The following is a 25,326-nucleotide window of genomic DNA, read 5'->3' as shown; positions in this document are numbered from 1 at the left end:
GAGAATTCTCCTACGCCCGTGCCGATTACTTACCCTGCATCAGGGCGATTATTTTTTGTCTTTCACTTCTTCGAACTCAGCGTCGACAACATCGTCGTCTTTCGCGTTGTTCTGGGAAGCATCAGCGCCCGCCTGCTGCTGTGCGTGCTGCTGCTGAGCGATTTCCATCAGCTTCTGAGAAACCTGTGCCAGCTCCTGCATCTTCGCTTCGATGTCCGCTTTGTCTTCGCCTTTCAGAGACGTTTCCAGCGCGCTCAGTGCAGTTTCGATCGCAGTTTTGTCTTCCGCTGGCAGTTTATCGCCCGCTTCTTCAACCTGCTTACGGGTGCTGTGCAGCAGATGGTCACCCTGGTTACGGGTCTGAACCAGCTCTTCGAACTTACGGTCGGATTCCGCGTTAGCTTCGGCATCACGAACCATTTTTTCGATTTCCGCTTCGTTCAGGCCAGAAGATGCCTTGATGGTAATCTTCTGCTCTTTACCGCTATTTTTGTCTTTCGCAGACACATGCAGGATACCGTCAGCATCGATGTCGAAGGTGACTTCGATCTGTGGCATGCCGCGTGGTGCCGGGTTAATACCGTCCAGGTTGAACTGACCCAGAGATTTGTTATCCGCCGCGCGCTTACGCTCACCCTGAATCACATGGATGGTTACCGCAGACTGGTTGTCTTCAGCGGTAGAGAACACCTGGCTGTGTTTCGTCGGGATAGTGGTGTTTTTGTTGATGAGCGGAGTCATCACGCCACCCATGGTTTCGATACCCAGAGACAGCGGGGTAACGTCCAGCAGCAGTACGTCTTTTACTTCACCCGTCAGAACACCACCCTGAACCGCAGCACCGATAGCAACCGCTTCGTCCGGGTTCACGTCTTTACGTGGCTCTTTACCAAAGAACTCAGCCACTTTCTTCTGAACCATTGGCATACGAGTCTGACCACCTACCAGGATAACGTCCTGAATGTCAGACACGGACAGGCCAGCGTCCTGCAATGCAACTTTCAGTGGCTCGATAGAACGGTTCACCAGGTCTTCTACCAGGCTTTCCAGTTTCGCACGGGTCACTTTGATGTTCATGTGTTTTGGACCGGTCGCGTCTGCGGTGATGTACGGCAGGTTCACGTCGGTCTGCTGAGCGGAAGACAGCTCGATCTTCGCTTTCTCAGCGGCTTCTTTCAGTCGCTGCATGGCCAGCGGGTCGTTACGCAGGTCAATGCCCTGATCTTTCTTGAACTCGTCAACGAGGTAGTTGATCAGACGGGTATCGAAGTCTTCACCACCCAGGTGGGTATCACCATTGGTTGCCAGAACTTCGAAGGTTTTTTCGCCGTCAACGTCGTCGATTTCGATAATAGAGATATCGAAGGTACCACCACCCAGGTCGTAAACCGCGATAGTACGGTTGCCAACTTCTTTATCCAGACCGTAAGCCAGTGCTGCTGCGGTTGGTTCGTTGATGATACGTTTTACTTCCAGACCTGCGATACGGCCAGCATCTTTGGTTGCCTGACGCTGAGCATCGTTGAAGTAAGCAGGTACGGTGATAACAGCTTCAGTTACCGGTTCACCCAGGTAATCTTCCGCGGTTTTCTTCATTTTCTTCAGCACTTCAGCAGAGATCTGCGGAGGTGCCGTTTTGGTGCCTTTCACATCAAGCCATGCATCGCCGTTATCGGCTGCGATGATTTTGTAAGGCATGATGGAAACGTCACGCTGAACTTCTTCGTCCTGGAAGCGGCGGCCAATCAGGCGTTTGATCGCAAACAGGGTGTTTTGCGGGTTTGTCACGGCCTGACGTTTAGCCGGCTGACCAACCAGAGTTTCACCATCCTGGGTATAAGCAATGATAGAAGGCGTGGTGCGATCGCCCTCGGCGTTCTCCAGCACACGTGCAGTAGTGCCATCCATAATCGCTACACAAGAGTTGGTAGTACCCAGGTCGATACCAATAATTTTACCCATCTAAACGTCTCCACTAAAAATTCAGTCAACATGTGGTTGTGTACCTGTAATAAGGGCAGAACGTGCTTTTTCAACTGCCCAGATTTGATTTTTTTCAGGTCCACACACTGCGGTTGCTTACAAGATGGGGTCACAACGGCATCCATCAAGGGGGAAGGATAAAAAATTTTTTAATTTCACCCCGGTGAGATCATAGACGGCGTCGATGCCGCCCATTATGATGCCGCGCCCCGTCAGGTAGAACTGGCGCGGGTTTAACCATTTCACCATATTAATGATGATTTTTTTGAGGACTTATGGGCAACACTAAGTTGGCTAATCCGGCTCCGCTGGGCCTGATGGGTTTTGGCATGACCACCATTCTGCTGAACCTGCACAATATCGGGATGTTCCCGATGGACGGCATTATCCTGGCGATGGGCATTTTTTACGGCGGTATCGCACAGATCTTTGCGGGCCTGCTGGAATATAAGAAAGGCAACACCTTCGGCTTAACCGCCTTTACCTCTTACGGTTCCTTCTGGCTGACTCTGGTCGCAATTCTGCTGATGCCTAAAATGGGCCTGGCAGAGGCGGCAAACGCCCATTTCCTGGGCGTGTACCTGGGACTGTGGGGCGTGTTCACCCTGTTCATGTTCTTCGGTACCCTTAAGGCGAACCGCGCACTGCAATTCGTCTTCCTGAGCCTGACCGTACTGTTCGCTCTGCTGGCCATCGGTCACCTGGCGGATAACGAAGGCATCGTTCACGTTGCCGGCTGGGTAGGTCTGGTTTGCGGCGCAAGCGCAATCTACCTGGCCATGGGTGAAGTGCTGAACGAGCAGTTCGACCGCACCATTCTACCGATTGGTGAAAAACACTGATCCCTCTGTCGTGCCCGCGTCGCGGGCACGACGTCCCTCTGACTGGCGAAGCCACACCCCCAAAACCAGTCCCATCAGCGATAACGCCAGCACGTACCACGAAGGTGCAAGGGGTGACACCCCCATCAACACCGTCACCACAATCGGGGTCAGCCCACCGAAAATGGCATACGAGACATTATAAGAGAAAGAGATCCCAGTGAAGCGTACCTCCGGCGGGAAGGCGCGGACCATTACGTACGGTACGGCGCCAACGACGCCCACGCACAGCCCGACGACACCGTACAGCAGGAACAGCTGTTCAGGATGGGTGCCCGCAAGATGATAAAATGCCCAGCTCGACGCGGCCAGAAGCAAACTGCCGACAATAAAGGTCGCGCTTGCGCCGAAACGATCCGCCGCCAGCCCGGCGGCCAGACAACCAAAGCAGAGCATAATTGTCGCGATACTGTTCGCCTGTAACGTCACGGCAGGCGCAAAACCGTACTGTTTTTGCAGCCAGACCGGCGACATCAAAATGACCACCACGATCCCCGCAGACAGCAGCCAGGTCAGAAGCATCGACACCATTACCGCTTTTTTATGCCGCACTACTACGGTTTTCACCGGCAGTTCTTGCGCCAGCGCCTTCCGCTGCTGCATTTCCAGAAATATTGGCGTCTCTTGCAACCAGCGTCGCAGGTACATTGCCACCAGCCCAAACGCCCCGCCCAGCAGGAACGGTATACGCCAGCCCCAGTCGTGAACGGCCTGTTGCGTCATGCTGGTATTGATGATGGTTGCAACCACGGAGCCAAGCAGGATCCCGATCGTCAGCCCTGCGGTCAGCGTTCCGCACGCAATGCCGATGCGGCGCACCGGGACGTGCTCAGCGACAAACACCCAGGCGCCCGGCACTTCCCCGCCGATGGCCGCGCCCTGGAGAATACGCATCAGCAGCAGCAATAACGGGGCGATAATGCCCATCGACTCATAGGTAGGCAAAAGCCCAATCGCCAGCGTCGGCACGGCCATAAGCAGGATGCTGAGGGTAAACATCTTCTTGCGCCCGACCAGATCGCCAAAGTGCGCCATGACAATGCCGCCCAGCGGACGCGCCAGATAGCCGGCAGCGAAAATGCCGAAGGTTTGTACCTGACGCAGCCATTCCGGAATATCCGCCGGGAAAAACAGCGCCCCCACAACGGCGGCGAAGAAGACAAAGATGATGAAGTCGTAAAACTCCAGCGCGCCGCCCAGGGCAGCGAGCGTGAGGGTTTTGTAGTCCTGTCGATTCAGAGGTCGGGTGTTATGTGACATAGCGAACCATTGTGCATGTGTTGTGGATTATTTTTTACAGTAATCGTAAAGAAAAAATTACTATATCGTAAATCCATTTACACGCTACCGCGGCTGGCGCTAATGTCACATTTTAAAGAATTTCAGGAGATTGTTTCGCGGCGAGCGCTTTTAGGGCGAAATGCTGCTACCACATTGCCGTCAGTTTCCACGTACGGACCGTCAAGCAGTTGTATACAATACGGTACACTTGCAAAGATACCGTGGACGATAACGCTGCCGTCCTCGGCTTTTACCCCTTCAAGCGTTTCTTTTATCGACTTCGGCTGCCCCGGCAGGTTCAGGATCAGCGCCTGTTTGCGGATCACCCCGACCTGACGGGAAAGAATGGCCGTCGGGACAAAGTGTAGACTGATCTGGCGCATCTGCTCACCGAAGCCCGGCATTTCACGATCGGCGATAGCCAGCGTCGCGTCCGGCGTTACATCGCGGCGCGCGGGGCCGGTTCCGCCCGTCGTCAGCACCAGGTGGCAGCTCATCTCATCCACCAGTTCACACAGGGTTTGCTCGATGATCGGCTGCTCGTCCGGGATCAGGCGAGTCTGGATCTCAAACGGGGTAGTGAGCGCGCTGCCCAGCCACGCTTCCAGAGCAGGGATGCCTTTATCCTGATAAACACCGCTGGAGGCGCGGTCAGAAATCGACACTAAGCCGATGCGTAAGGTATTCATATCCATTCCATTCAAAAAGTACTGATTAAAGGGAATGATACACGCAGAGAGAAAATTCAGACAGAGGCGGGGGAAAGACGCGTGACCGGGAACCCGGTCACGCAGAATGATTACAGCAGGTCGCCGATCATTTTTTCCAGTTTTTCCTGGTCGATAGCAAACTTACGGATACCGTCCGCCAGTTTATCTACGGCCATTGGATCCTGGTTGTGCTGCCACAGGAACTCGGACTCGGTGATGCGCTCAGGGCGTGCTTTCACTTCGCCGGTGTAGGACAGTTTACGCTCGATAGCACCTTCGCTTTCTGCCAGCTCTTTCAGCAGCGCAGGAGCGATGGTCAGGCGGTCACAGCCAGCCAGCTCGATGATTTCGCCGACGTTACGGAAGCTTGCGCCCATAACAACGGTCTCATAGCCGTGCTGTTTGTAGTATTCGTAGATTTCAGTCACTGAAATCACGCCTGGATCTTCAGACGCCGCGTACTCTTTCTTGTCGGTGTTGGCTTTGTACCAGTCCAGAATACGGCCCACGAACGGAGAAATCAGGTATACGCCAGCTTCGGCACATGCACGCGCCTGCGCGAAGGAGAACAGCAGAGTCAGGTTACAGTTGATGCCTTCTTTTTCCAGCTGCTCAGCAGCGCGGATGCCCTGCCAGGTAGACGCCAGTTTGATCAGGATACGGTCATTGCTGATGCCCGCATCGTTGTACAGTTTGATCAGGCGTTTTGCTTTTGCGATAGACGCTTCGGTGTCGTAGGACAGGCGAGCATCAACTTCGGTAGAGATACGGCCAGGAACGAGCTTCAGGATTTCCAGACCGATGTTCACTGCCAGTTTGTCAGTAGCATCCACAACCTGCTGCGCGCGGTCATTGCTCTGTGCTTTTGCCCAGGTCACCGCCTCGTCGATCAGTTTGCGATACTCAGGGATCTGCGCGGCGTTAAGGATCAGAGAAGGGTTGGTTGTGGCATCCTGCGGCTGGTACAGCTTCATTGCCGCGATATCTCCGGTGTCAGCGACGACAGTGGTGAACTGACGAAGGGAGGTCAATTTATCCGTCATGATAGTGTTTCTCTTTTAACGTGCCCTGGATAATTCACACTACCGACAGCTTGCCAGCAGCGGAAAAATGACAGGTTTACTTGTTAGGGGGATGTAACCGGTCTGCCCTGATGATAACACGAGTGAGAGGCAGCGCAACCGCAGACAGTGCGCTTAGGCAGAGTATGATAAACTCAGAATATTAACAGGCTGCTAAGTAACAGCATGCACAATCAGTGGTAGCGCTTACATATTCACTTTGGCATCAACAAGAGGGACGTTAGTGCCTGATTTCTTTTTCTTTATCAACGAAGTCCTCTGGGGTTCGATCATGATATACCTGCTTTCAGGAGCAGGTATCTGGTTTACGTGGCGCAGCGGTCTGATTCAGTTTCGCTATATCCGCAAATTTGGCAGAAGTCTGAAAAACAGCGTCACCCCACAGCCGGGCGGCCTGACCTCGTTTCAGGCGCTCTGTACCAGCCTGGCCGCGCGCGTCGGCAGCGGTAACCTGGCCGGTGTCGCGCTGGCGATCGGCGCGGGCGGTCCGGGCGCGGTATTCTGGATGTGGGTGACGGCGATTATCGGTATGGCCACCTCCTTTGCTGAATGCTCGCTTGCGCAACTCTACAAAGAAAAAGACGGCAAAGGTCAGTTTCGCGGCGGTCCCGCCTGGTATATGGCTCGCGGGCTGGGAATGCGCTGGATGGGCGTTCTGTTCTCGATCTTTTTGCTGATTGCCTATGGCCTTATTTTCAATACCGTTCAGGCAAATTCCGTCGCCCACGCGCTGCGCTTTGCCTTCAATTGTCCGGAGTGGCTGACGGGCGGCGCGCTTGCCCTTCTCACCCTGCTGACCATTGTGACCGGGCTCAAAGGGGTTGCCCGCCTGATGCAGTGGCTGGTTCCGCTGATGGCGCTGCTGTGGGTGTCCACCAGCCTGATGGTATGCGCGATACATATCGATGAGGTGCCGAACGTCATCGTCACCATTTTCCAAAGCGCGTTCGGCTGGCGCGAAGCGGCTTCCGGCGCGCTGGGTTACACCCTTAGCCAGGCACTCACTGCGGGTTTTCAGCGGGGTATGTTCTCCAACGAAGCGGGAATGGGCTCCACGCCGAATGCCGCCGCAGCGGCCGCATCCTGGCCCCCACATCCCGCCGCGCAGGGCATTGTACAGATGATTGGCGTCTTCACAGACACCATTGTTATCTGCTCCGCCAGCGCGATGATAATGCTGCTGGCCGGTGCCGCTGAACAACCGTCCGGTAGTACGGCAGGCATTCATTGGGTACAACAGGCGCTGGTCTCCCTCGTCGGCAGCTGGGGCGCGGGCCTTGTCGCACTTGTCGTGGGACTTTTTGCCTTTAGTTCCATTGCGGTGAACTATATCTATGCCGAAAACAACCTTATCTTCCTGAAAGTTGACTCGCGTCTGGCCCGCAACATCCTTCGCGCGGGCGTGCTGGCGATGGTGTTTGTAGGTTGCCTGCTCAGCATGCCGATGATCTGGCAAATAGCGGACGTCATTATGGCGCTGATGGCCATCACGAACCTGACGGCCATTTTGCTGCTTTCACCGGTTGTGGCGCTGATCGCGCGCGATTATCTGCGTCAGCGCAAGCTCGGCGTACAGCCCGTCTTTGACGCCTCACGCTATCCCGAAATCGAGTCACAAATTGCCCCTGGCACCTGGGATGATTTGCCGCGGCAATAACAGCTATCGATCAATTCAGGGCGATTTTTTGTTAAAGTCGCTCTAAATTTCCTGCAAGGACTGGATATGCTGATTCTGATTTCACCTGCCAAAACGCTCGACTACCAGAGCCCGCTCGCCACTGAGCGTTATACCCAGCCGGAATTGCTGGACTACTCGCAACAGCTGATCCACGAGGCGCGTAAGCTTTCGGCTCCGCAAATCGCTTCGCTGATGAGCATCAGCGATAAACTCGCCGACCTGAATGCCACCCGTTTTCATGAGTGGCAGCCTGACTTCACGCCCGCCAACGCCCGCCAGGCGCTGTTGGCCTTCAAAGGTGACGTCTACACTGGCCTGCAAGCAGAAACGTTTAGCGAAGCCGATTTCGATTTTGCCCAGCTGCATCTGCGCATGTTATCGGGCCTGTACGGGGTGCTGCGACCGCTGGATCTGATGCAGCCGTATCGTCTGGAGATGGGTATCCGCCTGGAAAACGCTAAAGGTAAAGATCTGTACCAGTTCTGGGGCGATGTCATTACCGACAAGCTTAACGCGGCGCTGCAAGCCCAGGGGGACAACGTGGTGATCAACCTGGCCTCCGATGAGTACTTCAAATCGGTGAAGCCGAAGAAGCTGGATGCGGACATTATCAAGCCGGTGTTCCTCGACGAGAAAAACGGCAAATTTAAAGTGATCAGCTTCTACGCCAAAAAAGCGCGCGGTCTGATGAGCCGCTTCATCATTCAAAACCGTCTGACGAAGCCAGAGCAGCTCACTGGCTTTAACAGTGAAGGGTATTTTTTCGACGAGGCATCGTCAGGAAAAAACGAGCTGGTGTTTAAGCGTCACGAGCAATAAAAAGACAACCCCGCCAGCTGGCGGGGTTTGTGTTAATGGTGCTTCCGGTCCGGGCCCGGGCGACGATCGTCATGACGGTGGTGATCGTCACGATCGCGATGTTCATCGTGTGGACGCCAGTGGTTATCGCGCCAGTCATAGTGCGCTTTCCACCAGTCATGGTCGCGCCAGCGGCCGCCATCCCAGTAGTGCCCGTTATTATCCCGATCGCCAATTTGCAGTTTTACCGCTGGCACGAGGGTGATCTCAGCTGCCTGCACCGCCATGGGAGCGACCAGCATCAGTGAAAGCGCGATAAGTGCAGGTTTCAGGGTAGACATAGGTGACTCCTTATTCTTCTTGCCCAACGTGGGCCGATGTAAGGAGAGTACGTGATGGGGACGGGGGATGTTATTCTCTGCAATCCTAAACGCTAAGTGACCGCATTTATTGGGAATTTCTGCTTTTTTCCTGCTGTTTTTCTCCTTAATTTCTTCACAAAAAAGCCGGGTGGCGCTGCGCTTACCCGGCCTACGATGAGTTCGCCGTTGTAGGCCCGGTAAGGCGAAGCCGCCACCGGGCAGCACAATCACGCTCGGGTCATCATCAGCTTACGCAGCGCGGCAAAGTCTGCGGGCAGCTCATGAGACAGCAGCGGCAGGTCGGCGCGATCGGCCAGCTCTTTTGGTAGCGGCAGCGTTTCCCCCAGGATCGCTTCCACGCTCTCTTTGAACTTGGCCGGATGGGCGGTGCCGAGGAACAGACCATACTCACCCGGTTGAAGCTGATCGCGCAGGGCACGATAGGCAATCGCCGCGTGCGGCTCAGAGGTATAGCCCACCGCTTTCAGCTCGCGCATGGTGGCTTTAGTGGTTTCGTCCGTCACCGCTGCGTAACCCAGATCGCCCAGACGCCAGACCTTACGGCGGAACAGCTCTTCCACACGCGGCCAGTTGTTAGGCTGTGACACATCCATCGCATTGGAGAGCGTGGCCTGAGTCGCGTTCGGCGCCCATTTTCCGTCCTTCAGGAAACGCGGCACGGTGTCGTTGGCGTTGGTGGCGGCGATAAAGCGCTTCACCGGCAGGCCGAGTGATTTCGCCAGCAGGCCTGCCGTCAGGTCGCCGAAGTTCCCACTTGGCACGGAAACCACCAGCTGATTGCGCGCGTCCTGCGGCAGCTGCGCCACCGCTTCGAAGTAGTAGCAGATCTGCGCCAGCAGACGGCTGATGTTGATGGAGTTGGCAGAGTTCAGCCCCAGCGCCGCCTTCAGCTCTTCGTCATCGAAGGCCTGCTTCACCAGCGCCTGACAGGCATCGAAATCGCCGTCGATCGCCACGGTTTCAATGTTGCCCCCAAGGGTGCAGAACAGTTTTTCCTGAAGCGGGCTGATTTTGCCTTTCGGATAGAGGATCACCACGCGGACGTTTTTCAGGCCGTAGAACGCATGGGCCACCGCCGCTCCGGTATCGCCTGAAGTCGCGGTAAGAATGGTCACCGGTTTGTCGCCGCTGATGTGGGTCAGCATCTGCGCCATAAAGCGACCGCCGAAATCTTTGAACGCCAGCGTCGGGCCGTGGAACAGCTCCAGACATCCAACGTCAGGCTCCACCTGCTTCACCGGCGCCGGGAAAGCAAACGCCGCACGCACGCGTTCTTCGAGCAGCTCCTGCGGGATTTCGTCGCCGATAAAGGCAGACAGAATTTTGGTGCTGCGGGTGACAAAGTTCTGCTTCAGCAGCTCATCGATTTCGGTCAGCTGAAATTCCGGCAGGTCGTGGGGGAAGAACAGCCCCTGATTTTTGCCAAGCCCCTGCGTTACCGCCTGCGCGAAGCTGACCTGCTCGTTATGATCTTTAAGGTTGTAGAGTTTCATTCGTTATCCCAGTACTCGTGCGCCAGCCGTGTCCAGACGGCAGATATGAACAAAGCCTTCCTGATTTTGCAGGTAGTGTTTAGAGAGCCAGTCCGCCACGCGCTGCGCGGTGTCTGGCTTGTCGCATAAGGCGAACAGCGTCGGGCCGGAGCCGGAGATGCCGCACGCCTGTGCGCCGATATCCATGGATGCCTGTCGCGCCTCGTTAAAGCCCGGCAGCAGCTTCGTGCGATACGGCTCGGCAATGACGTCTTTCATCAGTTTCGCCGCCAGCTGCGGCTGACGGGTGTAGCAGGCGTGAATAAAGCCCGCCAGATGACGCCCGTGGGCGATACAGTCCTGACGACGATACTGCGCCGGCAGGATCGCACGCGCTTCGGCGGTAGACACTTTAATGCCCGGATAGGCCAGCACCCACAGCCACTCATCAAACCCTGGCACCTGCTGGCTGATGATGCCATTTTCTTCAATCATCAGCTGCATGCCGCCAAGGAAGCACGGCGCCACGTTATCATAATGAATGCTGCCGGAGATGCGCCCTTCCAGCTCGCCCATCAGCGCCAGCAGACGGCTGTTGTTCAGCGGCTTGCCGCAATGCTCATTCATCGCCACCAGCGCGGCGACCACCGAGCAGGCGCTCGAGCCCAGCCCCGAACCAATCGGCATGCTCTTTTCCAGCGTCATGGCGACCGGCACGTTTTTGCCGATCTCCTGACAGAAGCGTTCCCAGCACTGATAAACGATATTCTCGCGCGGTTCAGACGGCAGCTTACTGGCGAAGCGGCCGATGTTATTCAGGCTGAAGCGCTCTGCCGCCTCAACCGTAACCGTATCGCCCAGCAGCGAACCGTCCACCGGCGTGACCGCCGCGCCCAGCACGTCAAATCCGACGCTCATATTGGCGCTGGAAGCCGGGGCATATACTTTAACCATCTTAAACTCCTAACTTCCATGACAGGGTACGCAGCAGATCGGCAAACACGCCTGCCGCCGTCACATCATTCCCTGCGCCATAGCCGCGAAGCACCAGCGGCAGTGGCTGATAATAATGGCTGTAGAACGCCAGGGCGTTCTCGCCGTTTTTCACCTTGTACAGCGGATCGTTGCCATCCACTTCGGCAATCTTCACCCGGCAGACGCCGTCTTCTTCAATGTTGCCAACATAGCGCAATACCTTACCTTCATCACGGGCTTTCGCAACGCGTGCGGCAAAGGCGTCGTCAAGCTGCGGCAAACTGGCCATAAAGGCGCTGACGTCACCGCTGTCATCAAATTCTGCTGGCAGCACCGGCTCAATCACGATATCCGAAAGCTCCAGCTCGCGGCCAGTTTCGCGCGCCAGGATCAGCAGCTTACGCGCCACGTCCATGCCGGAGAGGTCGTCGCGCGGATCCGGCTCGGTGTAGCCCAGCTCGCGCGCGGCGCGGGTGGCTTCCGACAAGCTCATCCCTTCGTCCAGCTTGCCGAAGATAAACGACAGGGAGCCGGAGAGGATGCCGGAGAAACGCTGTAGTTCGTCGCCCGCGTTCAGCAGGTTTTGCAGGTTCTCGATGACCGGCAGGCCCGCGCCCACGTTGGTGTCATACAGAAACTTACGGCGCGACTTACTCGCCGCCAGCCGCAGCTGATAATAGTAATCCATCGACGAGGTGTTGGCCTTTTTGTTTGGCGTCACCACGTGGAACCCTTCGCGCAGGAAGTCGGCGTACTGATCGGCCACCGCCTGGCTGGAGGTACAGTCAACAATCACCGGGTTAAGCAGGTGATATTCTTTCACCAGGCGGATCAGGCGGCCTAGGTTAAATGGCTCTTTCGCCTCTTCCAGCTCCGCCTGCCAGTTTTCCAGATTCAGACCGTGGACGTTAGTCAGCAACGCTTTCGAGTTCGCAATGCCGCAAACGCGCAAATCGATATGTTTCTTCTTAAGCCACTCCTGCTGGCGCTTCACCTGCTCCAGCAGCGCGCCACCGACACCACCGACGCCCACCAGGAACAGCTCAATCACCTGGTCGGTGTTGAACAGCATCTGATGCACCACGCGCACGCCGGTAGTGGCGTCATCGTTATCCACGACAACGGAAATGGAACGCTCTGATGAGCCCTGGGCAATCGCCACGATATTGATATTAGCCCGCGCCAGCGCGGCAAAGAATTTGGCGGAGATACCGCGCAGGGTGCGCATGCCGTCGCCGACCACAGAGATAATCGCCAGACGCTCCTGAATCGAGAGCGGCTCCAGCAGCTCTTCTTTCAGCTCCAGATAGAACTCTTCTTCCAGCGCGCGACGGGCACGCAGGCAATCACCCTGCGGAACGCAGAAGCTGATGCTGTATTCGGAAGAAGACTGCGTGATCAGCACCACGGAGATCCCGTTGCGGGACATAGCGGCAAAGACGCGTGCCGCCATGCCGACCATGCCCTTCATCCCCGGGCCGGAGACGCTGAACATCGCCATGTTATTGAGGTTAGAAATGCCTTTCACCGGCAGGTCATCTTCATCCGCGCTGGCGCCAATCAGCGTGCCCGGCGCCTGAGGGTTACCGGTATTCTTAATCAGGCAAGGGATTTGGAACTGGGCAATCGGGGAGATGGTACGCGGGTGAAGAACTTTAGCGCCGAAGTAGGAAAGCTCCATCGCTTCCTGGTACGACATCGACTTCAGCAGCCTGGCGTCCGGTACCTGGCGCGGATCGCAGGTATAAACGCCGTCGACGTCAGTCCAGATCTCACAACAGTCTGCGCGTAAACAGGCCGCCAGCACGGCGGCGGAGTAGTCAGAGCCGTTACGCCCCAGCACCACCAGTTCGCCCTTCTCGTTACCGGCGGTAAAGCCTGCCATCAGGATCATATGGTCAGACGGAATTTTGCTCGCCGCAATACGGCGTGTCGACTCGGCAATGTCGACGGTGGATTCAAGGTAGTGGCCCACAGCCAGCAGTTTTTCAACCGGATCGATGACCGTCACGTGGTGACCGCGCGCTTCCAGCACGCCTGCCATGATGGCGATAGAGAGTTTTTCACCCCGGCAAATCAGCGCCGCGTTGATGCTGTCCGGACACTGACCAAGCAGGCTGATACCGTGAAGAACGTGTTTAATCTGGGCAAATTCAAGTTCAACGGTGCTTTTCAGCTGCGCCAGCGGGAAACCAGGCTGGGCGTCGGCCAGCCCCTGAAGCAGATCGGCAAAGATACGCTCGGCGTCGCTGATGTTCGGTAGTGCATCCTGACCACCGATGGTTTTTTCAATCATCGCCACCAGGTGGTTCGTGATTTTGGCCGGGGCAGAGAGCACGGTGGCAACCTGCCCCTGCCTGGCGTTGCTTTCCAGGATATCGGCAACACGCAGAAAACGTTCTGCATTTGCCACTGACGTACCGCCGAACTTCAACACTCGCATGGTTCTACCTCATTTCCTTTAGCCGAAAAAAAAGCCCGCACTGTTCAGGTGCGGGCTTTTTTCTGTTTTTCCTGTACGCGTCAGCCCGCATCGTTACCTGTGGTAATGATGATGGTTGTAGTAATGGTGGTGATGCTGATGCGTTTCATGGATGTTGTGTACTCTGTCATTATTATCTGTCTGTGCTCTATTCTTTTAGGGTTAAAGGATCGAGCCCCTTAAGTCAATGAATTTTTAATTCGATCACAATTCGGGACATTCTCACGTCCCGCTGCGGGCAGATTTATTTTCATCGGAATAACCCAGATGCAACCCCAGACATCAGCAGGATCGGCCATAATAAAAACCTATGACACTATTTTACTCGGCTAATTTTTTTTCAATATCATGAAGCAATCGGTGCAGCATTGCCGTATCGCGCTGCTCAAGACGCCCCAGGCGCTGCTGTAACCAGTCCACCATTTTTTGATCGTCAGCGACGCCCAACTGCTCAAGAAGCTTATCTGCACGAACACGCAGTGCCGCCAGCTGGTTTTCATCCGAAACTGTCACCGGTGGCTGAGAAATTTGTATTAAGGATGCTAATTGATAGCAATAGACCATCACCGCCTGCCCCAGATTGAGTGACGGATAATCCGCCACCATCGGCGCGCCCGTCAGCACGTCAGCCAGCTCCAGCTCTTCGTTAGTCAGCCCGGAATCTTCTCGCCCAAACACCAGCGCGGCTTTCTCCAGCCACTGGCTTTTCTCTTCCAGCATCGGCACCAGTTCAGCAGGCGTGGCGTAATAGTGAAACTTCGCCCGGCTGCGCGCGGTCGTCGCGACGGTAAACGAAATATCGTGGAGTGCGTCGGCGAGCGTAGCGTAAGTGGTTATATTATCGAGAATATCACCCGAACCGTGCGCCACCCAGCGCGCAGCAGGCTCCAGATGCGCCGTGCTGTCCACAATACGCAAATCGGTAAAACCCATAGTCTTCATGGCACGCGCCGCAGCGCCAATATTTTCAGCTCTTGCTGGTGCCACCAGCACAATCGACAGATGCATTTACGTTCTCTTTTTAATCAGTTAGCAGGTAAAAATGTGATTCAGTTCAACATATTACGCAGCACGAATTTACAATTTTGCAACACAAATCACCGAAATAGCGTTTCATAACAATTAAAAAAAGCTAAACTATTTTGTGGCTGAACAATCAGTTAGAATGTTAACAGAAGTCCATTATCCTTATGTTTTGTAATGATAATGACCATATGAATACTCTTTTCTGATTGGATTCGTACCGTTTATCAATCAATGTCCGCAACTAGTTGGTTTATTGAAAAATTGTGACAAAGGCTAGCATTCAGCTACGATGATTTCATCAAACTGTTAACGTGCTACAATTGAACTTGATATATGTCAACGAAGCGTAGTTTTATTGGGTGTCCGGTGTCACTTAGCCTGTTATGTTGCTGTTAAAATGGTTAGGATGACAGCCGTTTTTGACACTGTCGGGTCCAAAGGGAAAGTACCCACGACCAAGCTAATGATGTTGTTGACGTTGATGGAAAGTGCATCAAGAACGCAATTACGTACTTTAGTCACGTTAAGCCGATCATGTTAATTTGCGACATGCATCAGGCAGGTCAGGGACTTTTGTACTTCCTGTTTCGATTTAGTTGGCAATTTAGGTAGCAAACATGCAGACCCCGCACATTCTTATCGTTGAAGACGAGTTGGTAACACGCAACACGTTAAAGAGCATTTTCGAAGCAGAAGGCTACGATGTCTTTGAAGCGACCGATGGCGCAGAGATGCATCAGATCCTTTCTGAAAATGATATCAACCTGGTGATTATGGATATCAACCTGCCGGGCAAAAACGGGCTTCTTCTGGCGCGCGAACTGCGTGAACAGGCGAACGTCGCGTTGATGTTCCTGACGGGCCGTGACAACGAGGTTGATAAAATTCTTGGTCTGGAAATCGGCGCGGATGACTACATCACCAAGCCGTTCAACCCTCGCGAGTTAACCATTCGTGCACGCAACCTGCTGTCCCGCACCATGAATCTGGGTACGGTAAGTGAAGAGCGTCGTAGCGTCGACAGCTACAAATTCAACGGCTGGGAACTTGATATCAATAGCCGTTCGCTGATTGGCCCGAACGGTGAGCAGTACAAACTGCCGCGCAGTGAATTCCGCGCGATGCTGCACTTCTGCGAGAACCCGGGCAAGATCCAGTCCCGTGCAGAACTGCTGAAGAAAATGACCGGTCGTGAGTTGAAGCCACACGATCGTACCGTTGACGTAACCATCCGTCGTATTCGTAAGCACTTCGAATCTACGCCGGATACGCCGGAAATCATCGCCACGATCCATGGTGAAGGCTATCGTTTCTGCGGTGACCTCCAGGAGTAATTCTCCCGTCACGCAGTAAAAAACGGCGCATTTGCGCCGTTTTTTTTATCAATGCCACGGCATAATCGGTACCGCGCTTATCGCGTTTTTCGGTGAGCCGTCCACGACTTTGTCGGAATAAGCCAGATAAGCCAGGGTGTTACGCTTCGCGTCATAAAAACGGACCACCTGTAGCTTTTTGAACACCAGCGAGGTCCGTTTCTGGAATACGACGTCGCCCTGCGCTTTGCCGTTTTTGATTTTGTCACTCAATTCCACCGGGCCAACCTGCTGGCAGGAGATGGCCGCGTCAGACGTGTCTTCAGCCAGCCCCAGGCCGCCTTTAATCCCGCCGGTCTTTGCCCGGCTGACATAGCAGGTGACGTTTTTAACGTCCGGATCGTCAAAGGCTTCCACCACAATTTTGTGGTCCGGCCCAAACATTTTAAACACAGTATCCACGGAGCCAATTTGCTCCGCCTGTGCCACGCGCCCTGCCATCAGCGCCAGTGCTGCAAAGACTAAAACCTTGTATTTCATATTGTTACCATTCATAAAAATTACGCTGAGCGATTATTCAACAGGTTAGATAAAAATGTAGCAAGATCACAGGATTAGAATATATCCGCACATAAATCACTACAAAAAGCATTTATGCGCAAAAAAAACACTGAATGCTAAAACGTCAAAAAATGCTATTATCCGCTAACCTGTAAACAGGCACCTGCGGCAGTTTTAAGGATGAGGATAGTATATGGATCAGGCTGGAATTATTCGCGACCTGCTCACCTGGCTGGAAGGTCATCTCGACCAGCCTTTGTCACTGGATAATGTGGCGGCAAAAGCAGGCTATTCCAAGTGGCATCTGCAAAGGATGTTCAAGGATGTCACCGGTCATGCTATCGGTGCCTATATTCGCGCACGTCGTTTATCAAAGTCTGCTGTCGCGTTGCGCCTGACCGCGCGACCAATCCTGGATATTGCCCTGCAATATCGCTTCGATTCACAGCAAACCTTCACCCGCGCCTTTAAAAAACAGTTCTCGTTAACGCCAGCACTTTATCGCCGCTCGCCGGACTGGAGCTCCTTTGGTATGCGTCCGCCGCTGCGTCTGGGCGAGTTTGCGATGCCAAAATATGAAATCATCACCCTGCCGGAAACGCACCTGGTCGGCACCACGCAGAGCTACTCCTGTTCCCTGGAGCAGATCTCCGAGTTCCGCCATCAGATGCGCGTTCAGTTCTGGCGCGAATTTTTAAGCCATGCTCCGGCGCTCCCGCCGATTCTGTATGGCCTGAACGAAACGCATCCCAGCCAGGAAAAAGACGACGAGCAGGAGGTGTTCTATACCACGGCGCTGACGCCTGACATGGCGAACGGTTACATTCATGGCTCGAAGCCTGTCGTGCTGGAAGGCGGCGAGTATGTGATGTTCTCATACGAAGGTTTAGGAACGGGCGTTCAGGAGTTCATCCTGACCGTTTACGGGACCTGCATGCCGATGCTGAATCTGAATCGCCGTAAAGGTCAGGATATTGAGCGCTACTATCCGGCGCAAGATGCTAAACCGGAAGAAGGCCCTATCAATCTGCGTATGGAGTTTCTGATTCCGGTACGTCGTTAACGCTGCAATTCGTCCAGAGCAGGGGCATCAAGATGCGAAATGTCCCCTGCCATCTCAACTACCCACCCCGATGCCAGCCAGGCACTTTCCTGATAGTCGATACGGGAAATGGAACAGTTGCGCAGCCGCAAACGGCGTTCGGCGTAAGCCGGCAGTCCCAGAATGGTGCTCACCAGGCAACCCAGCGCGATACCGTGGCTCACCAGCAGCGGTCGGCTACCTGCCGGGAGTTTCAGGCACTCGGCCAGCGCGGCATGCATGCGCACGCTCAGCTCCTGCATGGATTCCCCTTCAGGGATGCGACCATCTTCAGTGCCGTTCACCAGCGTGCGGCGCCAGCCTTCTTCGGTTTCCGTCAGCGTATCGATAGGACGTTTTTCCAGCACGCCCATATCCAGCTCGCGCAGACGCGGTTCGAGGGTCACGTCGCAGCCACAGGCATCGGCGATGATGCGTGCCGTCTGCTGCGTGCGGCCTAAATCACTGGAGATGACGTGAGTGATACCCAGCGTTCTGGCGCGCTCCGCCACCTGCCACGCTTGCTGCACACCTTTGTCGGTGAGAGGACTGTCTGACTGGCCTTGAATACGTCGCTCGGCGTTCCACTGCGTTTCACCGTGGCGAACAAGGTATACCTGTAACATGCTTTTTTTCCGTTATACTGCGATGAATTTTTTAAATCGAGCTTAATTATGCACCATGTTGTCTCTGCTACCACCAATCCTGCCAAAATTCAGGCAATTCTAAGGGCATTTGAAGAGATCTTCGGCGAAGGATCCTGCCATATTGACGCCGTCGGCGTCGAGAGCGGTGTGCCGGAACAGCCGTTTGGCAGCGAGGAAACACGCGCTGGCGCACGAAATCGCGTGGCGAATGCAAAAGCCGCCGCGCCAGACGCTGACTTCTGGGTCGCGATTGAAGCAGGCATCGACGAAGGGGCGACCTTCAGCTGGGTTGTCATCGAAAGCCGTGAGCAGCGCGGCGAAGCGCGTTCTGCCACGCTGCCGCTGCCGGAAGTCATACTGGAGAAAGTCCGCGCGGGTGAGGCGCTGGGGCCGGTAATGTCGCACTACACCGGCATTGATGAAATTGGTCGTAAAGAGGGGGCGATTGGCGTCTTTACGGGTGGCAAGCTTACGCGTTCAGGCGTTTACCACCAGGCCGTTATTCTGGCGTTAAGTCCGTTCCATAACGCGATTTATCGTTAAGTTTACAGGCCGGATAAGGCGAAGCCGTCATCCGGCGCTTTTCAGCAATACCGCTTCCAGCCACTGACGCAGTTCAACCGGCGCCGACTTCAGGCTGTTTGAACCACGGGTGATGGTCGCAATACCCGCGCCCAGCTCGTTTTTCAGCTCGCGCTGGCTCATTTCGCCGCGCAGCAGTTCCTCAATAATGCGTACCCGCGTGCCCAGCGCTTCGCGTTCATCGGGCGTCAGCATCAGCTGTAGCAACGGTAAATGCAGATCTTTGTCGTAAGACTGGCGGAGCAACTCCACAAAACGAAGCCACTCCTGATGACGCTGTTCGGCCATGGCCGAGGAATACGGGGAATGCTGGGTCATGTTATGCTGCCTCTTGTACTCATTAGCGAGTACAGCATAACACAACCCGCGCCGATCAGTAACGTCTCTGCCACTCGGCATCGCTCATCAGGGTATCTTTCTGCCCCATGAAGTAGCGATAGTAGGCGTCATAAGCCAGCACATTCTTCACATAGCCGCGCGTTTCCGAGAACGGAATGCTCTCGACAAACGCCACGGCGTCGATGCGCCCTGCGCTGTTGCCAAGCCATGTCCGCACGCGGCCAGGCCCGGCGTTGTACGCCGCTGACGCGAAGATACGGTTATTACCGAACTGCTGATAGACGTACTGCAAGTAGCTGGTACCGATGTTGATGTTAGTCTCCGGATCCAGCAGCTGGGACGGGCTGCTGTAGCCTGGAATATTAAACATCTTCACCGTGTGCGTCGCGGTACCCGGCATAATCTGCATCAGGCCGCTGGCACCCACCGGAGAACGCACTTTCGGGTTCCAGGCGCTCTCCTGACGGGCAATGGCCATCGCGTAGCTTTGCGGAATATCTTTGCCGCTGGTGTAGCGATCGAACAGATCCTTATAAGCCAGCGGGAAACGCTCTTCGAGATGATCCCACAGTTTGCCGGCGATCGTCGCCTGCACGCTCAGATCCCACCAGCGATTATCAAATGCATAGCGGGCAAGCTGCGCTTTCTCATCGGTGGTACGGCTGGTGACCAGATTCGCCCACTCGCTGCGCGCGGTATTATCCAGATTCCAGTACATCAGCTCGCGCACGCGCGCCATCTCCGGCCCCTGCGTCAGCGCCGGGTTCGCGTTGGCGGGCGCTTTGTCGATCTTAAGCGTGTACTCCTCGCCCAGCCGCTGCGCCGCCGCCATCGGGTAGAATCCGCGCTGTTGCATCAGGGAGTGGAGGATCTCTTTGGCTTCATCTTCACGACCACGTTCCAGCAGCATGTCCGCCTGCCAGTAACGCCATTCATCTTTCTCTTTGGCATCCATCGGCAGACGCGCCAGCCAGGTATTGAGGCCACGACGATCGCCCGTTCCCAGCGCCATGCGCACGCGACGCTCCACCAGCGAGACAGAGTTTGAACGCATCACCGCATCATCACGCCAGCGCGCCTGTTCGTCGGTGACATCTGTCCCCATCAGTCGCCATGCCACGATATCGCGCAGCTCCTGAGTTTGATCGTCATTAAGCTGCTGGGCCTGCACCAGCTGCGGGATCATCAGCCGGGCGTTTTCCACATCATCACGCGCCACGCTGGCAAAGGCCACCGCCGCCATCTGGCGGGTAAAATCGGTCGCGCCGGTAGTACGCGCAAACGTCAGCACGGTATTGGGATCGTTTGCAAGACTGATAACGGCAGACGCAATGGTCTGATAATCTGCGGGCATCTGGCCCGCCAGCACGGTGACCAGCCGGGTGTTTCCGGCCTTCATCGCCAGGCGAATACGTTCCAGGTAAGAGAGCGGATCCTGCTTGCCCGAGGCGCGCCAGGCGCTGAACAGCGGGTCACAGGCGTTTGGCTGGCTTTTGCCCGTCAACCACAGCTCTTTCGCGCCGGTCCAGGCTTCCTCCTGCTGACCGGTCGCCCATTTCGCATAATAGTAATTACACTGCGCTTCCGTCGCGCCCGGTTTATCCGGGCTGAAAGCCAGCAGGCCGCGCCAGTCTTCGCGACGGGCCAGCTCGTTCACAAACCGGGACTTCAGGGTGCGCGCAGGCGGCAGGGTCGGGTTCGCCTGAATGAAGTTATTCACGGTGACGGTCGGTTGATTCATGAGATCGTCCGTGATCTGACGATACTCAAGATACGGATACAGCGGATAATCCTTCAGCGTCGGCATCAGCGCCTGCACGGTATCCATCTGCTTGTTGTCCCATGCCTGTTTAATCTGGGCATAGCGGTTTCGTTGTTCATCCAGTGAATCGGCATGCACCGCCTGGCTTACCGCCATTACGCATACGCTGGCAGCCAGCAGACGCCAGACCACCCGTTTGGCTTTTTCCACAAGCTCTTCCTCATTGTTTTTCGTCAGTTGCAGCGTCTTGCCACGTCAAAGTTACATCAACTTATGCTAACCAGGCATCCCACAACGCGCCACGTCATGGACACTTTTTTACCTTTCTTGCGCGTTTTAACACTCCCGACGTTCCTGGCTGGGATTAGGGCGTGAAAAAGGCTACACTTCGAGGCTGAAATTCATTCTCATCACGATAAAAGAGGCGAAGTCCAACGTGGCTCAATTCGTTTATACCATGCATCGTGTCGGCAAAGTTGTCCCGCCGAAACGTCATATTCTTAAAAATATCTCGCTGAGCTTCTTCCCGGGCGCAAAAATCGGTGTTCTGGGTCTCAACGGTGCCGGTAAGTCCACCCTGCTGCGCATCATGGCCGGCATCGATACAGACATCGAAGGTGAAGCCCGTCCGCAGCCTGGCATTAAGATCGGCTACCTGCCGCAGGAACCTCAGCTGAACCCGGAACACACCGTGCGTGAATCCGTTGAAGAAGCGGTATCCGAGGTGGTTAACGCCCTGAAAGGTCTGGATGACGTGTATGCCAAATACGCCGAGCCGGATGCGGACTTCGACAAACTGGCCGCTCAGCAGGGCAAATATGAAGAGATTATCCAGGCGCACGACGGTCACAACCTGAACGTGCAGCTGGAGCGCGCGGCCGATGCCCTGCGTCTGCCAGACTGGGATGCGAAAATCGCTAACCTGTCCGGTGGTGAACGCCGCCGCGTGGCGCTGTGCCGCCTGCTGCTGGAAAAACCAGACATGCTGCTGCTCGACGAACCAACCAACCACCTGGATGCGGAATCCGTGGCGTGGCTGGAGCGCTTCCTGCACGACTTCGAAGGCACCGTGGTGGCGATTACCCACGACCGTTACTTCCTCGACAACGTTGCAGGCTGGATCCTGGAGCTGGACCGCGGCGAAGGTATTCCGTGGGAAGGCAATTACTCCTCCTGGCTGGAGCAGAAAGATCAGCGTCTGGCGCAGGAAGCATCTCAGGAAGCGGCGCGTCGTAAGTCTATCGAGAAAGAGCTGGAGTGGGTGCGTCAGGGCGCGAAAGGCCGTCAGTCCAAGGGCAAAGCCCGTCTGGCACGCTTCGAAGAGCTGAATAACACTGAATACCAGAAACGTAACGAAACCAACGAACTGTTTATTCCACCTGGCGCACGTCTGGGGGATAAAGTGGTTGAAGTGACCAACCTGCGTAAGTCCTACGGCGACCGTCTGCTGATCGACGACCTGACCTTCTCCGTGCCGAAAGGCGCTATCGTTGGCATCATCGGTCCGAACGGCGCAGGTAAATCGACCCTGTTCCGCATGATGTCCGGTCAGGAACAGCCTGACAGCGGCTCTATCACCCTGGGTGAAACCGTGAAGCTGGCTTCCGTGGACCAGTTCCGCGACGCAATGGATAACAGCAAAACCGTGTGGGAAGAGGTTTCCGGCGGTCTGGATATCATGCGTATCGGCAACACCGAGATGCCAAGCCGCGCTTACGTTGGCCGCTTTAACTTTAAGGGCACTGACCAGGGCAAACGCGTGGGCGAGCTGTCCGGCGGTGAGCGCGGTCGTCTGCACCTGGCGAAGCTGCTCCAGGTTGGCGGCAACGTTCTGCTGCTTGATGAACCTACCAACGACCTGGACATCGAAACCCTGCGCGCGCTGGAAAACGCCCTGCTGGAGTTCCCGGGCTGCGCGATGGTTATCTCGCACGACCGCTGGTTCCTGGACCGCATCGCAACCCACATCCTGGACTACCAGGACGAAGGTAAGGTGGAGTTCTTCGAAGGTAACTTCACCGAATACGAAGAGTACAAGAAACGCACGCTGGGCGCAGACGCGCTGGAGCCGAAGCGTATTAAGTACAAGCGTATTGCGAAATAAAAGCAAAACGGCAACTTCGGTTGCCGTTTTTTATGTTTGTAACCTCTCCCCGTGGGAGAGGGCCAGGGTGAGGGCATCAGGCCGCACAGTGTGTAGGCCGGGTAAGGCGAAGCCTCCACCCGGCTTTTTTATTTGCCCACGTAATACCGCTTCACCTCATCAAACTGCATCGCAAAGTCGATATAGCTCATCAGCGCAGGCGAATTGAGCTTACGGCTCGGGTAGGCCAGCCAGAGATCGTTTCCCTCAACGCTCCACGCCGGCAGCACCTTCACCAGCGCGCCCTTTTCGATCTTATCTTCCAGCAGGAATGCGGGTAACAGCGTGATCCCCGCCCCGGCAATGGCGCATTCCCGGGCGTACACCAGGTTATCCGTCATGTGGGCGTTATCCGGCAGGTAGCGGTAATCCTCACTCTCGCTTCGCAGAAGCCACTCCGACCATGCCCGGTGCGTAATGCAGCGGTGCTCCACCAGCTGTCGGGGATGGATTAACGGCGCCCGACGCGCCAGGTAGTGGGGCGAGGCCAGCATGTAGCGCGGACAGTGCCCAATCATGCGGCCAATCAGGGAAGAATCCTGCGGTTTGCCGGTGCGCAGCGCCACGTCAAAGCCAGACTCGACCAGATCCACCACGTCGTCTGAGATCGACACATCCAGCGACACGTCCGGATAGCGAAGCTGGAACTCGGCATTCATATGCGCCAGCAGCGTCGCGCCAATTCCCGCCGGACAGGTGATCCGCAGCCGCCCGCTGGGGTTTTCGCGCAGCCGCTGAATGGCATACTCCGCGCGCTCGCTGGCCGCCAGCATCTCGCGACAGTGCACCAGATAGTGCTCGCCTGCAAACGTCAGGCTGATCCTGCGCGTGGTGCGATTCAACAGACGGATCCCCACCTGCTGCTCCAGCTGGCTAATCCGCTGGCTGACGCTGGATTTCGGCAGTTCCGCCTTCTGCGCCGCCGCGGTAAAGCTGCCCATCTCGGCCACCAGCGCAAACAGTGCCATATCCTGAAGCTGTTTAAACATGATTGTTCACCCTGTACGAACGCTGAGTTCTTGATTGTCCATCTTATCATGCAGCTGACCACTTAATAGACTAGCCTCAACAAAACGCATGCCATTGAGGAGCACACCATGTCAGTGAAAGCCATTGCCGTTAACCCGGAAAATCCGTCCACCTTCGTTGAAATCACTCCGCCGATGCCGCAGCCCGGTGAACACGATCTGCTGGTGGAGGTAAAAGCCGTCTCCGTAAACCCGGTGGACACCAAGGTACATGCAGGCATTGCCAAAAGCGGACTGAAGGAGCCGCGCATTCTCGGGTGGGATGCCAGCGGGATCGTAAAAGCCGTTGGGGCTGGCGTCACCGGATTCAAACCGGGTGACGAAGTGTGGTACGCGGGGGACATCACCCGTCCGGGCAGTAATACCACGCACCAGCTGATCGATGCGCGCATTGTCGGGCACAAGCCTGCAAGCCTTGACTGGGCCGCCTCGGCAGCACTGCCGCTGACGGCGCTCACCGCGTGGGAAGGCCTGTTTGAACGGCTGAAGATTCAGGATGCCGACGCAGATAAAACGCTGCTGATAATTGGCGGCGCGGGTGGAGTCGGATCGCTGGCGATCCCGTTTGCGAAGCACAACAGCAAGGTGAAGATCGTCGCAACCGCTTCACGAGAAGATTCCGCCCGGTGGTGTCGCGATCGCGGTGCAGACATTGTTGTAAATTACCGCGACCTGAAGGGTGAACTGGCGAAACAGGGGCTCACCTTTGTGGATTACATTTTTATCCTCAACGATACCGACGGGCACTGGGATGCGGTCAGCGATCTGATTGCCCCTCAGGGACACATTTGTTCCATCGTTGAAAACGCGCATCCGCTGAACCAGGACAAGCTGAAGTCCAAATCTGCCGCCCTGCACTGGGAATTTATGTACACCCGTAGCATGTACCAGACCACGGATATGGCGCGTCAAGGTGAGATTTTAGATGAGGTGGCGAAGCTAGTGGATAACGGCGTGGTGGAAAGCTCGCTCAGCGAAACGCTGCACGGGCTAAGCGTGGAAAGCATTACCGAAGCGCACCGCAGGGTCCTGGAGGGGCATATGCGTGGGAAGGTGGTGGTTGAGTATTGAGTGGACTGATTCCCTCACCCCGGCCCTCTCCCAAAGGGAGAGGGCGAT

24 protein-coding genes and 1 other annotated feature are annotated in these 25,326 nt (G+C 55.7%); of the genes, 8 read left to right on the top strand and 16 right to left on the bottom strand.

Annotated features, from left to right (window positions below; translation table 11 throughout):
• Window positions 1-48: 48 nt before the first annotated feature.
• Window positions 49-1,962, bottom strand: a complete 1,914-nt coding sequence (gene dnaK / locus ACOTX5_RS17915) for a molecular chaperone DnaK (RefSeq protein WP_006810169.1) — start codon at window positions 1,960-1,962, stop codon at window positions 49-51.
• Window positions 1,963-2,258: 296 nt separating this feature from the next.
• Here dnaK and satP point away from each other — a divergent pair, with 296 nt between their 5' ends.
• Window positions 2,259-2,825 carry an acetate uptake transporter gene (satP, locus tag ACOTX5_RS17910; protein WP_003856474.1) on the top strand — a complete coding sequence of 189 codons (567 nt, stop codon included), beginning with the start codon at window positions 2,259-2,261 and terminating at the stop codon, window positions 2,823-2,825.
• Here the strand turns inward: satP and ACOTX5_RS17905 are convergent.
• The 3 genes from ACOTX5_RS17905 to tal form a co-directional block, all read right to left on the bottom strand.
• Window positions 2,802-4,124 (bottom strand): MFS transporter, encoded by a 1,323-nt coding sequence (locus ACOTX5_RS17905; protein WP_045141628.1) that lies wholly within the window; start codon window positions 4,122-4,124, stop codon window positions 2,802-2,804. The two genes, satP and ACOTX5_RS17905, sit on opposite strands and share 24 nt — an antisense overlap.
• A 122-nt stretch (window positions 4,125-4,246) precedes the next feature.
• The gene (mog, locus tag ACOTX5_RS17900; protein ID WP_003856479.1) at window positions 4,247-4,834 is read right to left on the bottom strand and encodes a molybdopterin adenylyltransferase; all 588 of its coding nucleotides are present in this window, start codon (window positions 4,832-4,834) and stop codon (window positions 4,247-4,249) included.
• A gap of 110 nt (window positions 4,835-4,944) precedes the next feature.
• On the bottom strand, window positions 4,945-5,898 hold the full coding sequence (tal, locus tag ACOTX5_RS17895; protein WP_003856481.1) for a transaldolase: 954 nt from the start codon (window positions 5,896-5,898) through the stop codon (window positions 4,945-4,947).
• Between the two features lie 262 nt (window positions 5,899-6,160).
• Between tal and ACOTX5_RS17890 the strand changes: the two genes are divergently transcribed.
• Together ACOTX5_RS17890 and yaaA are read left to right on the top strand one after the other, a co-directional pair.
• Window positions 6,161-7,594 carry an alanine/glycine:cation symporter family protein gene (locus tag ACOTX5_RS17890; RefSeq protein ID WP_023303057.1) on the top strand — a complete coding sequence of 478 codons (1,434 nt, stop codon included), beginning with the start codon at window positions 6,161-6,163 and terminating at the stop codon, window positions 7,592-7,594.
• A 66-nt stretch (window positions 7,595-7,660) separates the two neighbouring features.
• On the top strand, window positions 7,661-8,434 hold the full coding sequence (gene yaaA, locus ACOTX5_RS17885; protein ID WP_015572628.1) for a peroxide stress protein YaaA: 774 nt from the start codon (window positions 7,661-7,663) through the stop codon (window positions 8,432-8,434).
• A 32-nt stretch (window positions 8,435-8,466) separates the two neighbouring features.
• Here yaaA and ACOTX5_RS17880 read toward each other — a convergent pair whose 3' ends face one another.
• The 7 genes from ACOTX5_RS17880 to yjjY all read right to left on the bottom strand — a co-directional run bounded on the left by ACOTX5_RS17880 (window position 8,467) and on the right by yjjY (window position 15,273).
• Window positions 8,467-8,754 (bottom strand): DUF2502 domain-containing protein, encoded by a 288-nt coding sequence (locus ACOTX5_RS17880; protein ID WP_015572627.1) that lies wholly within the window; start codon window positions 8,752-8,754, stop codon window positions 8,467-8,469.
• Between the two features lie 248 nt (window positions 8,755-9,002).
• On the bottom strand, window positions 9,003-10,289 hold the full coding sequence (thrC, locus tag ACOTX5_RS17875) for a threonine synthase (protein ID WP_039271764.1): 1,287 nt from the start codon (window positions 10,287-10,289) through the stop codon (window positions 9,003-9,005).
• Between the two features lie 3 nt (window positions 10,290-10,292).
• A complete protein-coding gene (gene thrB, locus ACOTX5_RS17870) occupies window positions 10,293-11,222 on the bottom strand; it encodes a homoserine kinase (RefSeq protein ID WP_022650380.1) in 930 nt (309 codons plus the stop codon).
• A 1-nt stretch (window position 11,223) separates the two neighbouring features.
• A complete protein-coding gene (gene thrA / locus ACOTX5_RS17865; RefSeq protein WP_045911289.1) occupies window positions 11,224-13,686 on the bottom strand; it encodes a bifunctional aspartate kinase/homoserine dehydrogenase I in 2,463 nt (820 codons plus the stop codon).
• Window positions 13,687-13,710: 24 nt separating this feature from the next.
• Window positions 13,711-13,828: a sequence feature (Thr leader region), on the bottom strand.
• Entirely contained in the window at window positions 13,767-13,835 is a 69-nt protein-coding gene (thrL, locus tag ACOTX5_RS17860) for a thr operon leader peptide (RefSeq protein ID WP_015572623.1), read from the bottom strand. Its footprint overlaps the feature before it by 62 nt.
• Before the next feature lie 211 nt (window positions 13,836-14,046).
• Window positions 14,047-14,733 (bottom strand): tRNA/rRNA methyltransferase, encoded by a 687-nt coding sequence (locus ACOTX5_RS17855; RefSeq protein WP_045911290.1) that lies wholly within the window; start codon window positions 14,731-14,733, stop codon window positions 14,047-14,049.
• Window positions 14,734-15,132: 399 nt separating this feature from the next.
• The gene (gene yjjY / locus ACOTX5_RS17850) at window positions 15,133-15,273 is read right to left on the bottom strand and encodes a protein YjjY (protein WP_001541509.1); all 141 of its coding nucleotides are present in this window, start codon (window positions 15,271-15,273) and stop codon (window positions 15,133-15,135) included.
• A gap of 95 nt (window positions 15,274-15,368) precedes the next feature.
• Between yjjY and arcA the strand changes: the two genes are divergently transcribed.
• Window positions 15,369-16,085, top strand: a complete 717-nt coding sequence (gene arcA / locus ACOTX5_RS17845) for a two-component system response regulator ArcA (protein WP_045911291.1) — start codon at window positions 15,369-15,371, stop codon at window positions 16,083-16,085.
• Between the two features lie 48 nt (window positions 16,086-16,133).
• Here the strand turns inward: arcA and creA are convergent, their stop codons facing one another.
• Complete coding sequence (gene creA, locus ACOTX5_RS17840; RefSeq protein WP_017383825.1) at window positions 16,134-16,604, bottom strand: protein CreA; 471 nt, start codon at window positions 16,602-16,604, stop codon at window positions 16,134-16,136.
• A 214-nt stretch (window positions 16,605-16,818) separates the two neighbouring features.
• On the opposite strand from creA, the gene robA reads away from it, so the two are divergent.
• Window positions 16,819-17,688: an MDR efflux pump AcrAB transcriptional activator RobA gene (gene robA / locus ACOTX5_RS17835; RefSeq protein ID WP_015572620.1), complete on the top strand. Its 870-nt coding sequence runs from the start codon at window positions 16,819-16,821 to the stop codon at window positions 17,686-17,688.
• Here robA and gpmB read toward each other — a convergent pair.
• Complete coding sequence (gene gpmB, locus ACOTX5_RS17830) at window positions 17,685-18,332, bottom strand: 2,3-diphosphoglycerate-dependent phosphoglycerate mutase GpmB (protein ID WP_006810187.1); 648 nt, start codon at window positions 18,330-18,332, stop codon at window positions 17,685-17,687. The genes robA and gpmB overlap by 4 nt on opposite strands.
• A 48-nt stretch (window positions 18,333-18,380) precedes the next feature.
• Between gpmB and yjjX the strand changes: the two genes are divergently transcribed.
• On the top strand, window positions 18,381-18,896 hold the full coding sequence (gene yjjX, locus ACOTX5_RS17825) for an inosine/xanthosine triphosphatase (RefSeq protein ID WP_015572619.1): 516 nt from the start codon (window positions 18,381-18,383) through the stop codon (window positions 18,894-18,896).
• A gap of 27 nt (window positions 18,897-18,923) precedes the next feature.
• Here yjjX and trpR read toward each other — a convergent pair whose 3' ends face one another.
• Together trpR and sltY are read right to left on the bottom strand one after the other, a co-directional pair.
• Window positions 18,924-19,253, bottom strand: coding sequence for a trp operon repressor (trpR, locus tag ACOTX5_RS17820; RefSeq protein ID WP_032670591.1), 330 nt, complete (start codon window positions 19,251-19,253; stop codon window positions 18,924-18,926).
• 55 nt (window positions 19,254-19,308) lie between these two features.
• A complete protein-coding gene (sltY, locus tag ACOTX5_RS17815; protein WP_017694548.1) occupies window positions 19,309-21,246 on the bottom strand; it encodes a murein transglycosylase in 1,938 nt (645 codons plus the stop codon).
• 226 nt (window positions 21,247-21,472) lie between these two features.
• Here sltY and ettA point away from each other — a divergent pair, with 226 nt between their 5' ends.
• Entirely contained in the window at window positions 21,473-23,140 is a 1,668-nt protein-coding gene (gene ettA / locus ACOTX5_RS17810) for an energy-dependent translational throttle protein EttA (RefSeq protein ID WP_059452812.1), read from the top strand.
• Window positions 23,141-23,268: 128 nt separating this feature from the next.
• On the opposite strand, the gene ACOTX5_RS17805 is transcribed toward ettA, so the two are convergent.
• Window positions 23,269-24,168, bottom strand: coding sequence for a LysR family transcriptional regulator (locus ACOTX5_RS17805; RefSeq protein WP_015572618.1), 900 nt, complete (start codon window positions 24,166-24,168; stop codon window positions 23,269-23,271).
• A gap of 108 nt (window positions 24,169-24,276) precedes the next feature.
• On the opposite strand from ACOTX5_RS17805, the gene ACOTX5_RS17800 reads away from it, so the two are divergent.
• The gene (locus ACOTX5_RS17800) at window positions 24,277-25,278 is read left to right on the top strand and encodes a zinc-binding alcohol dehydrogenase family protein (RefSeq protein ID WP_045911292.1); all 1,002 of its coding nucleotides are present in this window, start codon (window positions 24,277-24,279) and stop codon (window positions 25,276-25,278) included.
• Window positions 25,279-25,326: the final 48 nt, after the last annotated feature.

Origin of the sequence: Enterobacter cloacae complex sp. IR5441, assembly GCF_049238215.1 — a bacterium.
In the GTDB taxonomy this organism is placed as follows: domain Bacteria; phylum Pseudomonadota; class Gammaproteobacteria; order Enterobacterales; family Enterobacteriaceae; genus Enterobacter; species Enterobacter hormaechei_C.
The sequence above is the reverse complement of the archived record's forward strand: the minus strand, read 5'-3'. Positions and strand labels throughout refer to the sequence as shown.